Origin of the sequence: Burkholderia pseudomultivorans (assembly GCF_001718415.1) — a bacterium.
Classification (GTDB): Bacteria; Pseudomonadota; Gammaproteobacteria; order Burkholderiales; family Burkholderiaceae; genus Burkholderia; species Burkholderia pseudomultivorans_A.
The window spans coordinates 3874269-3886571 of sequence record NZ_CP013378.1 but is presented as its reverse complement, the minus strand read 5'-3'; the positions used below and the strand labels follow the sequence as shown (position 1 = coordinate 3886571).

Here is a 12303-nt window from a genome sequence, read left to right as displayed (position 1 = left end):
GCGGCGGCACGGCGCGGATTTTGCGGGACTGCCGCGGCGCCGTGTCGGGCGCGCATCGACGCGCGCGGATCCGCACACCCGCCGCGCATTCCCCGTTATGCTGACCGTTCCGGAACAATAAACGAGGAAGGTGCCATGCTCGTCCGTTTCGCTGTCTCCTGCGCACTGGCGCTTGCCGTGTCCGGCGCGCTCGCGCAACCGCTGCCGCCGGGGCAGCAGCCGGCCCAGACGTCCCGGCCGGCGCTGCCCAATCCCGCGTCGGTCAACTGCGAGAAGCTCGGCGGCCGGCACGTGATCCGCAGCCTGCCGCGCGGGCAGGTCGGGATGTGCGTGTTCAAGGACGGCCGCGTGTGCGAGGAGTGGGCGCTGTACCGCGACGACCGCTGCGTCGGCGGTGTCGCGCCGAAGCGCGTGTCCAACTGATGCTGTCCGGCGCGACCGCGTGCGGCGTGCCGGATCCGCCGGCCGCCCGCGCGGCGCATTCGTAAGCAACTTGTTATACTCGCGCCGCCCGGGGACGACCCCGGGTCATTCGTTTCAACGGGGACGGCCCCATCCGATACGGAGTACGTCGAGATGGCGTGGGTATGGTTGTTTATTGCCGGTTTGCTGGAAGTGGCCTGGGCGGCCGGCATGAAATCGTCGCAGGGTTTCACGCGGCTCGGGCCGTCGGTATTCACGATCGTGACGGCGCTGGCCAGCTTCGGGCTGCTTGCGGTCGCGATGCGCCAGCTGCCGCTCGGCACCGCCTATGCGGTATGGACCGGCATCGGCGCAGTCGGCGCGTTCGTGTTCGGCATCGTGATGATGGGCGAGGCGCTGACCGTCGCGCGCGTCGCGAGCGCCGTGCTGATCGTGATGGGGCTGATCGGCCTGAAACTGTCGTCGGCCGCGTAAGGCCCGCGTGCCGCGCCCCGGATCCGAGCGCGGCGGAATTGCGCCGGCCGGCCCGTCACCCTGTCTATAATGGAACGTATTCGGGTCTGAATGCCGTTGCACCGCGGGACGCGGGCGAGGCGGCACACGGCACCGGTCGCCATGCGCCGCGCGACCGGCCCACGCCGATTCGGTCCGGTCGATCGGCAAAGCGCACGGTACGTGCAAGGAGAGGGCCATGATCGAAGCCATTTCGCTCGGCGCGGGGCTCGCATGGGCGAGCGGCCTGCGTCTGTACCTGACGGTGCTGATCGCCGGCGTGCTCGCGCGCTTCGGCTGGCTCCATCTGCCCGATACGCTGGCTGTCCTCACGTCGCCGTGGGTCATCGGCGCCGCGGCCGTGCTGGCCGTCACCGAATTCCTCGCCGACAAGATTCCCGCCTTCGACTCGCTGTGGGATGCCGTCCATACGTTCATCCGCATCCCGGCCGGCGCGGTGCTCGCGGCCGGCGCGCTCGGCCACGCCGATCCGACCGTGCTCGCGGTCGCGGGGCTCGCCGGCGGCTCGCTCGCCGGCGCCGCGCATGTCGCGAAGGCCGGCACCCGCGCGCTGATCAACCTGTCTCCGGAACCGGTCTCCAACTGGGTCGCGTCGTCCACCGAGGACGGCCTCGTATTCGGCGGGCTCGCGCTCGCCTTTTTCGTGCCGCTCGTGTTCCTGGTGCTGCTCGTCGCATTCATCGCCGCGTCGGCGTGGGCGCTGCCGCGCCTGTGGCGCGGCGTGTCGGGCGGTTTTCGCGGGATGGCGAACCACATGGTCTCGCGCATCAACGCGATCGGAGGCAAGCGCGATTGAACCGGCAGCCGACCGTCGTCGGGCGTCCCGACCGTCAACCGCCCGCGCACGCCGGCCGCTTCGGCTGGCGCGACCTGATCCGGCAGGCCGCGCGGATGACCGCGCGCGACTGGCGCGCGGGTGAACTGACGCTGCTCGTGCTGGCGCTGGTGCTCGCGGTCGCCGCGCTGACCAGCGTCGGCTTTCTCGCCGACCGGCTGCGCCAGGGGCTCGAACGCGACGCACGCCAGATGCTCGGCGCCGATTTCGTCGTGCGCGCCGATCATCCCGTCGATCCCTCGTTCGACCGCGAGGCGCGCGCGCTCGGCCTGCGCACCGCGACGACCGCGATCTTCCCGAGCATGATCGCGTCGACCGTCGACGAGCAAGCCGGCAGCGCGCCCGCGCGCCTCGCGGCCGTGAAGGCCGTGTCGCCCGGCTATCCGCTGCGCGGCGCGGTCGAGATCCAGCCGGCCGGCGCCGCCATCGCACACAAGGCGACCGCGATTCCCGCGCCGGGCACCGTGTGGGCCGATCCCGCGCTGCTCGACGCGCTGCACCTGAAGGCTGGCGATACCGTGCGCGTCGGGCTGCGCACGTTTACGGTGGCCGCATCGATCTCCCGCGAACTCGACCGCGGCTTCTCGTTCGTCAATTTCTCGCCGCGGCTGATGATGCGCGCCGACGAGCTGGCGGCGACCGGGCTCACGGGCTACGGCAGCCGCGTCACCTACCGGTTGCTGGTCGCCGGCGACGCACCGGCCGTCGCGCGCTTCGAGGCCTATGCGCATGCGCGCGTCGACGGCGGCAAGCTGCGCGGCGTCGGCCTCGAGTCGCTGCAGGAAGGGCAGCCGCAGGTGCGGCAGACGCTCGATCGCGCCCGTCACTTCCTGACGCTCGTCGCGCTGCTGACGGCGCTGCTCGCCGCGGTCGCGATCGCGATGGCCGCGCAGCGCTATATGCGGCGCCATCTCGACGGCTGCGCGACGATGCGCTGCCTCGGCGTGAGCCGCCGCACGCTCGGCGCGCTGTTCGCGCTCGAATTCACCGGGATCGGCATCGTGTCCGGCATCGCCGGCGCCGCGCTCGGCTACGGCGGCCACTGGGCGCTGCTGTCGGCGCTCGGCGGGCTGATCGACGTGGTGCTGCCGCCGCCGACGCCTTGGCCGGCGCTGATCGGCGTCGGCGCGGCGCTCGTGCTGCTGCTCGGCTTCGCGCTGCCGCCGCTCGCGCCGCTCACGCGCGTGCCGCCGGTGCGCGTGCTGCGGCGCGAGTGGGGCGACGCATCGCGCACCGCGTGGGCGGCCTATGCGCTCGGTGTCTTGCTGTTCGCGGGGCTGCTGATCGTCGCTGCCGGCAACCTGAAGCTCGGCCTGATCGTTTCGGGCGGGTTCGCGGGCGCGCTGGTCGGCTTCGCGCTGATCGCGCGGCTCGTGCTGTTCGCGGCCGCGCGCGCGGTGCGCAACGCGCGGGTCGCCGCCGGCGTCGGCTGGCGCTACGCGCTCGCGTCGCTGCACCGGCGCGGCACCGCGAGCGCGCTGCAGATCACCGCGCTCGCGCTCGGCCTGATGTGCCTGCTGCTGATCGCGATCACGCGCAACGACCTGGTGGCCGGCTGGCGCGAGTCGACGCCGCCCGATGCGCCGAACCAGTTCCTGATCGACATCCAGCCCGACCAGCGCGACGACGTCGCGGCCTACCTGGCCGCGCACGGCGTACGCGATGCGGTGCCGGCGCCGATGGTGCGCGGCCGCCTCGTCGCGATCAACGGCAAGCCGGTCAACCCCGACGCATATCCGTCCGACGAGGCGCGCCGGCTCGTCGATCGCGAGTTCAACCTGTCGTATACGACCGAGCTGCCGCCGGACAACCGGGTCGTCGCAGGCGACTGGTTCGGCACCGCATCGACGCCGCAGATCTCGATCGAGGCCGGCCTCGCGAAGACGCTGAACGTGAAGCCCGGCGACAGGCTGCGCTTCGACGTGACCGGGCTGACCGTCGATGCGCCGGTCACGAGCGTGCGCAAGCTCGATTGGGGCACGTTCCGCGTGAACTTCTTCGTGCTGATGCCGCCCGCCGTGCTGAAGGATTTTCCGGCCGTCTATCTGACGAGCTTCCATCTGCCGGCGTCGGACGCCGCGCTGCTCGACCCGCTGATCGCGCGCTATCCGAACCTGACCGCGATCGACGTCGCGCCGATCCTCGCGCAGCTGGAGCGGATGATGCTGCAGGTGGTCGGCGCGGTGCAGTTCCTGTTTGCGTTCACGCTCGCAGCCGGCGTACTGGTGCTGTATACGGCGCTGGCCGGCTCGCGCGACGAGCGCGTGCGCGAGGCCGCGCTGCTGCGCGCGCTCGGCGCGTCGCGCGCGCAGGTCAACGCGGTGCAGCGCGCGGAGTTCGTGGTGGTCGGCGCGCTGGCCGGCGCGCTCGCGTCGGCGGGCGCGATCGCGGTCGGCTGGGTGCTCGCGTCGCGCGTGTTCGACTTCCGGCTCGCGGTCGATCCGTGGCTCGTGCCGGCGGGCATCGCGGCCGGCATCGCATGCGCCGGTGCGGCCGGCTGGCTGAGCCTGCATAATGTGCTGCGGCGCCCCGCGCTGCAGTCGCTGCGCGACGCGTGAGCGCCGCTGGCGGCCCCGAACACCCTGATTCCGATATCCGTATGACCGATGTGAATGACGATGCGCCGTCGCAGCCGACGGCGTTCGAGCTCGTGGGCGGCGAAGCCCGCGTGCGCGAAATGGTGGACCGCTTCTACGACCTGATGGATCTCGAGCCGGAGTTCGCGCAGATTCGCGCGCTGCATCCGGCGTCGCTCGACGGCTCCCGCGACAAGCTGTTCTGGTTCCTGTGCGGCTGGCTCGGCGGCCCCGATCACTACATCAGCCGGTTCGGCCATCCGCGGCTGCGGGCGCGGCACCTGCCGTTCCCGATCGCATCGGTCGAGCGCGACCAGTGGCTGCGCTGCATGGCGTGGGCGATGGAGGATGTCGGCCTGCCGGAGCCGCTGCGCGAGCGGCTGATGCATTCGTTCTACGATACGGCCGACTGGATGCGCAACCGGCCCGGTTGATCGACCGGTACGCCGCCGCCCGCGCGGCGGGCGAGCTGCGCTGGGCGCGCGCGCCGCGCGGCGCGACACTGGCCGTTTCTCCCTTCGATACGAGTTCTGCCCGATGACGACACAAGCCCTGTTTCGCGAAGACGCGTATCTCACGCACTGCGACGCGATCGTCGAGGCCGTCGGCGACGACGGCCTGCGGCTCGACCGCACGGTGTTCTATCCGCTCGGCGGCGGCCAGGCCGGCGACAGCGGCACGCTGACGCTGCCCGACGGCAGCACGATCGCGATCGCCGACACGCGCAAGGCGAAGTTCGACGGCGCGACGCCCGACGACGCCGTGCACGTGCCCGCGGCCGGGCAGGAGGCACTGGCGACGCTGGCGCCCGGCGCGCGCGTGGTCGCGACGATCGACTGGACGCGCCGCTACCGGCACATGCGCCTGCATACGGCCGCGCACCTGATGTGCGCGGTGCTGCTGTATCCGGTCGACGGCTGCAGCGTGACGGCCGACTACGTGCGGCTCGATTTCGCGACATCCGATGCGATCGACCGCGACGCGGTCGAGCGGCGTCTCGCCGAACTGGTCGGCGGCGCGCATCCGGTCACGACCGAATGGATTACCGACGACGAGATGGCCGCCCGGCCCGAACTCGTACGCACGATGAGCGTGAAGCCGCCGATGGGGCTTGGCCGCGTGCGGCTGCTGCGCATCGAAGGCGTCGACCTGCAGCCGTGCGGCGGCACGCACGTGCGCAATACGTCGGAGATCGGCGCGCTGCGGGTCGCGAAACTGGAAAAGAAGAGCGCGCGCACGCGGCGCCTCGTACTGGAGTTTGCATGACGAACGCATTACCGGCGCACGGCGCGGCGACGCTCGATCCGCAAGCGCGCGAGATCCTGGATTTCTGGTTCGGCGCGCCGGACTCGGCCGAATTCGGGCACAGCCGCAAGGTCTGGTTCAGCGGCGGCGCGGCGTTCGACGCGTTGTTGCGCGCACGTTACGGCGCGCTGCTCGATGCCGCGTGCGACGGCGCCTGCGACCATTGGGCCGAATCGCCGCTCGGCGCGCTCGCGCTGATCGTCGTGCTCGACCAGTTCTCGCGCAACATCCATCGCGGCACGCCGCGCGCGTTCGCGGCCGATCCGAAGGCGCTCGCGCTCGCACGGCGCATCGTCGCCGCCGGCTGGGATGCGCAGTTGCCGAGCGGGCATCACCGCGCGTTCGCGTACCTGCCGTTCGAGCACGACGAGTCGGCCGCAAGCCAGCGTGAAGCGGTGCGCCTGTGCGCGGCGATTCGCGCCGAGGCCGGTTGCGAGGGCTATCACGACTTCGCGCTGCGGCATGCGGCCGTGATCGAACGCTTCGGCCGCTTTCCGCACCGGAACGCGATCCTGGGCCGCGCGTCGACCGACGACGAGGCCGCGTTTCTGCGCGAGCCCGGTTCGTCGTTCTGAGGAGGGAGGGCGCGCCCGCGCATGTCGCGCGGGCATCGTCATCGAGCGGGAAGGAAATCGGGCCGGCAGCGCCGACGCGCCACACCGCCTCGCGTCACGGCGCGTGCTGCTCCGGCGTCCGCACGTAGACGCGCAGCAGCTCGTCGTTGTCGCCGGGCCGCGCGCCCGACCAGAACAGCTTCCATTCGTTGCCGGGCGCCGGATCGACGGCCCGCACACCCTGGACGATCATCCACGTGCAGCGGGTCGATTTCGCGTCGTCGATCGGCAGGTGCTGGATGCCCGAGAAGTAGTACAGCATCGGCGCTTCCGATTCGCCGAGCCCGTGCAGGCTCGCCATGCAGTCGCCGTCGTTCCATTCGAGCGCGAGATGCGCGTTCAGGTCGTCGAACACCGACCGGTAGCTCTTCGCGACGTCGAGCCACGGCAGCAGCAGCGTATAGACGAGCCCCCACGCGACGAGCGCGCCCGCACCCCACGACAGCGCGCCGCGCCAGCGACCGGTCGTGCGCAGCTTCGGCAGCAGCCACAGCCAGCCGAGCGTCAGCGCGAGCGCGCCGAGCACGAGGCCCGGCTCGATCGGCATCGTCCAGTCGAGCGGCAGCCAGCGGCCGAGCGGCGCGAGATGCGCACGCGACATCGTCGGGTCCGCCATCACCGACCAGATCGCCCAGGCCAGCACGACCACCGCGCCGAACAGCGCGCGGCTCAGGTAGTCCCAGGCGCGATGCAGCCCGTGCGGCAGGCGGTCGATGGCCTGGGCGGCGACCAGCGCGAGCGGCGCGAAGAACGGCAGGATGTAGAGCTGGCGCGAGGTGGCGGACACTTGCAGCACCGCGAGGCCGATGCCGGCGAACAGCACCGGCAGCGCGATGCGCGGCGTGCGCCAGTCGCGCCATGCGCCGCGGGCGAGCGCGACGATCGCGAGCGGTGCTACGGGGAAGCCGACGCCGACGAACGCGCGCAGGATGAAGAACGGCTTGTCGTTTTCCGCACCGAGTTCGGGCACCGAGAAGCCGAAGAAGCGGCCGACGTTGTTGTCCCAGAACCACGCGAGGAACAGCGTTTCGGAGCGCATGAATAGCGCGGTCGGCCAGATCAGTGCGAACGGCGCGAACACGAGCGCGGCGACGCCGAGCGCACGCGCGAACGCGCGGGTACGGCAGGCCGGATAGAGCACGGGCACGGCCGTGAGCGTGGCCGCGAACACGAGCGGCACGAACAGTCCCTTGGCCATCAGTGCGATGCCGACGCCCGCGCCGAACAGCGGCGCGGCCCAGCGGTTCGACGGCCGCACCGGCAGCCCGTGCCGCAGCTGCCGTGCGCGCGCGACATGATGCATCACGAGTTCGAGCAGCCCGCAGAACCCCATCGCCGTGCCGGCGAACAGCGCGACGTCGGTCATCATGTCGTGGACGTGCTTGATGACGACCAGCGTGCTCGCGCTCAGCACGACCGGCCCGATCACGCGCAGGTCGAACCAGCTGTCCGCGCGGCTCGCGGCGCGCGCCGCGCGCGCGACGAAGCCGAACGCGAGCATCGCGAACAGCGCGCTCGCGAGCCGCGCCGCGTCGTGCAGCGGCATCACGCGCTGCAGCAGCCATGCGAGGCTGGTGGCGACCCATGCGTAGAGCGGTGGCTTTTCCATGAACGGCTGGCCGGCGTTGGTCGGCACGACGAAGTCGCCCGTTTCCAGCATGTGCTGGATGATGCCGAACGTATAGGTTTCGTCCTGCTTCCACGGGTCGTGGCCGAGCACGCCCGGCAGCGCATACGCGCAGAACAGCACGGCGACCAGCAGCCAGGCCCGCCAGCCGAGCAGCGCGACACGGCCGCGCGACGCCGTCGTCGCGGCGCCGCCGCTCATCACGGAGGCGCCGGCCTCGCGCGGGGCGGCGGCAAGTTCGGCATCGGCGCTCGAGCGGGCGTGCGGGGCCGGGGCGGGCACGGACGTGCGTCGCCGGCTGGGCGCTGCGGTTCCAGGCATGGAAAAGATCTCGGGTTGATCGTGCCGGTTCGGCGGCATGGGCCGGACCGATAAAGGGCCGCATCGGCGGCAGTGGACAGGCGGCAAGACCGACTATCGAATTGGCCGCTAGTAGACCATGAAACTGTTACGGATGTTTACTGAAACTGTCGCGGAATTGTGGAGATTTGTGGTGTCGGGACGACAGGAGGCGCCGCGCGCGGCCGGAGTTCCGCGCCGGACGGTCGTTCAGCGGCCGCCGCCGACGTCGAGCAGGGCGCCCGTCGTGTACGACGCGGCGTCGCTCAGCAGCCACAGGACCGCCTCGGCGATCTCCTGCGCTTCGCCGGCGCGGCCGAGCGGCGTCTGCGCGCCGAGCCGGGCGGCGCGGCCCGGCTGGCCGCCGCTCGCGTGAATGTCGGTTTCGATCAGGCCCGGGCGCACCGCGTTGACGCGCACGCCGTGCGGGCCGAGTTCCTTCGCGAGGCCGATCGTCAGCGAATCGACCGCGCCTTTCGAGCCCGCATAGTCGACGTATTCGTTCGGCGAGCCGAGCCGCGCGGCGATCGACGACACGTTGACGATCGCGCCGCCCTGGCCGCCGCGGTCGGTGGACAGCCGCCGTGCCGCTTCGCGCGCACACAGGTAGGCGCCGAGCACGTTGGTGTCGAACATCCGCCGCAGCCGGTCGGCCGGCATGTCGGCGAGCGGCAGCGACGGCGCGACGATGCCCGCATTGTTGACGAGCGCATCGAGACGGCCGAACGCGGCCGCGACCGTGTCGAACATCGCGATGACGTCGGCCTCGTTCGCGACGTCGCCGGCCACGACGCACGCACGGCCGCCCGCGTCGCGCACGGCCTGCGCGGCCGACTCGGCCGCCGCCGCGTCGCGCGCGTAGTTGATGCCGACGTCCCAGCCGCGCGCGGCCGCCAGCACGGCGGTCGCGCGGCCGATGCCGCGGCTCGCGCCGGTGATGAGGACGGCCTTGCGGGCGGACGATGCGTTCATCGCTTGCGGTTCCCGGTCGGGTTCACTTCGCTGCGTCGGAGGCCCACTTGTCGCGGGCGGGCGGCTGGTAATTGCGCAGCCGGTCGATCAGCGCGACCGGCTCGGCGTCGATGCAGAGCGCGTCGAAATAGGTCGGGCGCATGAAGCCCTCGTCGACCGTGTGGCGCAGCAACGCGATCAGCGGGTCGTAGAACGAATCGATGTTGTACAGCGCGACGGGCTTGCGGTGATAGCCGAGCTGCGCCCACGTGTAGACCTCGAAGAATTCCTCGAGCGTGCCGGCGCCGCCAGGCATCGCGACGAACGCATCGGCGAGGTCGGCCATCATCTTCTTGCGGTGGTGCATGTCGGGCACGACGTGCAGTTCCGACAGCCCCGTATGGCCGACTTCCTTGTCGACCAGCAGTTCGGGAATCACGCCGACCGCGCGGCCGCCGACGGCCATCACTTCGTCGGCGATCACGCCCATCAGGCCCACGCGGCCGCCGCCGTAGACGAGCGTGAGACCCGCGTCGACGAGTGCGCGCCCGAACGCGCGCGCAGCATCGGTGTAGACGGGGCGCGCACCGGGCGCGGACCCGCAGTAGACGCAAACGGCCTTCATTGCTTCGTATCCTTGGTGGCGGGGGAGGCCGTGCGCGGCGAGCCGTCGCGCGGCGGCAGGTAGTCGGCGAACTGGCGCTTGGGCAGCTTGCCGGACACGAGATCGTCGAACAGCTGGCGCGAACGGCCGCGCAGGTACGGCGCCATCACCGAGATCACGTGCATGCTGACCTGGTGCAGTTCTTCGCGGATCGCGTCCTGGTCGTTGTACTTGCGCGGGTGCATCACGTACTGATACGACAGCCAGTACGTCGAGATCACGGCCATGTTGGTCGCGATGACCTCGATTTCGGCCGGCGTCGCGACCATCTCGGCATCGGACACGAGCAGTTCGCACATCTCGCGCGCGAAGCGCACCTTGTGGCTGATGATCTGCTTGAAGTGCGTCTCGAGCGTGCGGTTGCGCGCGAGCAGGTCGTTCAGGTCGCGATACAGGAACCGGTAGGTCCACATGAAATCGGCCATGTACTGCAGGTACGACCAGGTTTCGTCGATCGTCGGACGATGATCTTCGGGGAAGCGCAGCCGCCGTTCGATCTGCTGCTCGAACTGCGCGAAGATGCTGTTGATGATGTCGTCCTTGTTGCGGAAATGGTAGTACAGGTTGCCTGGACTGATTTCCATTTCCTCGGCGATGGTCGTGGTCGTGACGTTCGGCTCGCCGATCTCGTTGAAGAGTTTCAACGACAACTCGAGAATCCGTTCGCGGGTGCGGCGGGGAGGTTTCGCTTCCATGTCGTCCGGCCCTGTGTGCGCCGGACTGGCGTGCGCTGCAGATGCTGCGAGATTCGTCCGGCGCGGGTTGCTGTTCTTAAGTCTAGCGGACGATTATAAACCGGGGTTTCGTCGCATCGGGCGCATTTCGTGCCGAAGGCCGCGCCGGCACCATGGTGCAGCGCCGCAGGCGGGCGCCGCGAAGCGAACCGGAAGCCGCGCTAGAAGCCGAGCCAGCGCGTGACGACGGGCCCGAGCACGAAGCCCCAGGTCGTCACGCAGGCGAACAGCGCGACGGTGACGGCCGCGCTGCCGAAGTCCTTCGCGCGCTTGGACAGCTCGTGGCGTTCGAGCGAGATGCGGTCGATTGCGGCCTCGACGCTCGAGTTCAGCAGTTCGACGATCAGCACCAGCAGCACCGAGGCGATCAGCAGCGCGCGCGATGCGGCCGGCACCGGCGCGAACGCGCCGATCGGCAGCATCAGCGCGGCGAGCGTCAGCTCCTGCCGGAACGCGCTCTCTTCGCGGATCGCGACGCGAAAGCCGTTCAGCGAATGCTTGAGCGCGTACCACGCGCGCGTGATGCCGCGGTGGCGCTTGTACGGGTTCGGCGGCAGCGGCGACAGCGGATCGTCGGGGCCGAGCGGTTCGTGCGCATGCCCGTCCGCATCGGCATGCGCGTCTTCCTCGTCGAACGGCCGCGGCGACGCGGCGGGGAGCGGGGTCTTGTCGTTCAGGTCTCGTTTCAAACGGCGGCACCTTCGGCAGGCGAGTACGCGTTTTTCGGCAGCGGCTGCAGATGCGATGCGAACTGTTCGGAGGCCGCGCGCCACGAGAAGCGCTCCGCCCATTCCCGCGCGGTCGAGCGCTCGATCTTCAGCGCCTCGAGACAGGCTTCCTGCAGATCCTCGTTCATCGCGCCGGCGTTGCCGCCGGCGAGCACGTCGATCGGGCCGGTGACCGGATACGCGGCGACCGGCGTGCCGCAGGCGAGCGCCTCGAGCAGCACGAGGCCGAACGTGTCGGTGCGACTCGGGAACACGAACACGTCGGCCGCAGCATACACCTTCGCGAGCTCGGCCTGTGACAGCACGCCGAGATAATTCGCTTCCGGATAGCGCGACTTCAGTTCGGCGAGCGCCGGGCCTTCGCCCGCGACCCATTTCGAGCCGGGCAGGTCGAGGCGCAGGAACGCCTCGACGTTCTTCTCGATCGCCACGCGGCCCACGTACAGGAAGATCGGCCGCACGGTGTTGAGCACCTTCGACTCCATCGGCCGGAAGATCTCGAGATCGACGCCGCGCGTCCACAGCACGACGTTCGTGAATCCGTACTTTTCGAGGTCCGCCTTGACGACCGGCGTCGGCGCCATCACCGCGCGCGACGGGCCGTGGAACCAGTGCAGGAAGCGGTAGGTCGCGGCCAGCGGGATCCCGAAGCGTGCCTGCACGTATTCGGGAAAGCGGGTGTGATACGCGGTCGTAAACGGCAGCTTGCGGGTGCGCGCATAGCGGCGCGCGGCCAGGCCGAGCGGGCCTTCGGTCGCGATGTGCAGCGCATCGGGCCCGAACGCGTCGATCCGCGCGCGCAGCTTGCGGTACGGCAGGATCGACAGGCGGATTTCGGGGTAGGTCGGGCAGGGCACCGTGCGGAATTCGAGCGGGGTCAGCAGTTCGACGCGATGGCCGAGCGCGGCGAGTTCGCGCGACGTGCTCTTCAGCGTACGCACGACGCCGTTGACCTGCGGTTCCCACGCATCGGTGACGATCATGATCTTCATCG

The 12303-nt window shown here is 70.4% G+C and carries 13 protein-coding genes; 7 read left to right on the top strand and 6 right to left on the bottom strand.

Translation table 11 applies throughout. The annotated features are described in order from the left end of the window. The first annotated feature begins 135 nt into the window (after positions 1 to 135). The 7 genes from WS57_RS30280 (at position 136) to WS57_RS30250 (ending at position 6227) form a co-directional block, all read left to right on the top strand. Entirely contained in the window at positions 136 to 423 is a 288-nt protein-coding gene (locus WS57_RS30280) for a DUF333 domain-containing protein (RefSeq protein WP_009689438.1), read from the top strand. Positions 424 to 576: 153 nt separating this feature from the next. Further along, positions 577 to 897 (top strand): quaternary ammonium compound efflux SMR transporter SugE, encoded by a 321-nt coding sequence (gene sugE / locus WS57_RS30275; protein ID WP_040127869.1) that lies wholly within the window; start codon positions 577 to 579, stop codon positions 895 to 897. A gap of 217 nt (positions 898 to 1114) precedes the next feature. Continuing rightward, a complete protein-coding gene (locus tag WS57_RS30270) occupies positions 1115 to 1732 on the top strand; it encodes a DUF4126 domain-containing protein (RefSeq protein ID WP_009689440.1) in 618 nt (205 codons plus the stop codon). A gap of 95 nt (positions 1733 to 1827) precedes the next feature. Continuing rightward, a complete protein-coding gene (locus tag WS57_RS30265) occupies positions 1828 to 4329 on the top strand; it encodes an ABC transporter permease (protein WP_236871978.1) in 2502 nt (833 codons plus the stop codon). Positions 4330 to 4370: 41 nt separating this feature from the next. Continuing rightward, entirely contained in the window at positions 4371 to 4781 is a 411-nt protein-coding gene (locus WS57_RS30260) for a group II truncated hemoglobin (RefSeq protein WP_006398765.1), read from the top strand. 103 nt (positions 4782 to 4884) lie between these two features. Continuing rightward, positions 4885 to 5613 (top strand): alanyl-tRNA editing protein, encoded by a 729-nt coding sequence (locus WS57_RS30255; protein WP_069245241.1) that lies wholly within the window; start codon positions 4885 to 4887, stop codon positions 5611 to 5613. Further along, on the top strand, positions 5610 to 6227 hold the full coding sequence (locus tag WS57_RS30250; RefSeq protein ID WP_009691947.1) for a DUF924 family protein: 618 nt from the start codon (positions 5610 to 5612) through the stop codon (positions 6225 to 6227). The genes WS57_RS30255 and WS57_RS30250 overlap by 4 nt, the downstream gene beginning before the upstream one ends. A 94-nt stretch (positions 6228 to 6321) precedes the next feature. Here the strand turns inward: WS57_RS30250 and WS57_RS30245 are convergent, their stop codons facing one another. The 6 genes from WS57_RS30245 to WS57_RS30220 form a co-directional block, all read right to left on the bottom strand. Continuing rightward, a complete protein-coding gene (locus tag WS57_RS30245) occupies positions 6322 to 8214 on the bottom strand; it encodes an ArnT family glycosyltransferase (RefSeq protein ID WP_069245503.1) in 1893 nt (630 codons plus the stop codon). A gap of 228 nt (positions 8215 to 8442) precedes the next feature. Next, positions 8443 to 9204: an SDR family oxidoreductase gene (locus WS57_RS30240; RefSeq protein WP_069245240.1), complete on the bottom strand. Its 762-nt coding sequence runs from the start codon at positions 9202 to 9204 to the stop codon at positions 8443 to 8445. A 22-nt stretch (positions 9205 to 9226) separates the two neighbouring features. Continuing rightward, on the bottom strand, positions 9227 to 9808 hold the full coding sequence (locus tag WS57_RS30235) for a TIGR00730 family Rossman fold protein (protein ID WP_040127865.1): 582 nt from the start codon (positions 9806 to 9808) through the stop codon (positions 9227 to 9229). Then, the gene (locus tag WS57_RS30230; protein WP_009695432.1) at positions 9805 to 10542 is read right to left on the bottom strand and encodes a TetR/AcrR family transcriptional regulator; all 738 of its coding nucleotides are present in this window, start codon (positions 10540 to 10542) and stop codon (positions 9805 to 9807) included. The genes WS57_RS30235 and WS57_RS30230 overlap by 4 nt, the downstream gene beginning before the upstream one ends. A gap of 200 nt (positions 10543 to 10742) precedes the next feature. After that, positions 10743 to 11270, bottom strand: coding sequence for a diacylglycerol kinase (locus tag WS57_RS30225; protein ID WP_009695433.1), 528 nt, complete (start codon positions 11268 to 11270; stop codon positions 10743 to 10745). Continuing rightward, positions 11267 to 12301, bottom strand: coding sequence for a glycosyltransferase family 4 protein (locus WS57_RS30220; protein ID WP_040127863.1), 1035 nt, complete (start codon positions 12299 to 12301; stop codon positions 11267 to 11269). Before WS57_RS30220 ends, WS57_RS30225 begins: the two co-directional genes overlap by 4 nt. Positions 12302 to 12303 lie beyond the last annotated feature (2 nt).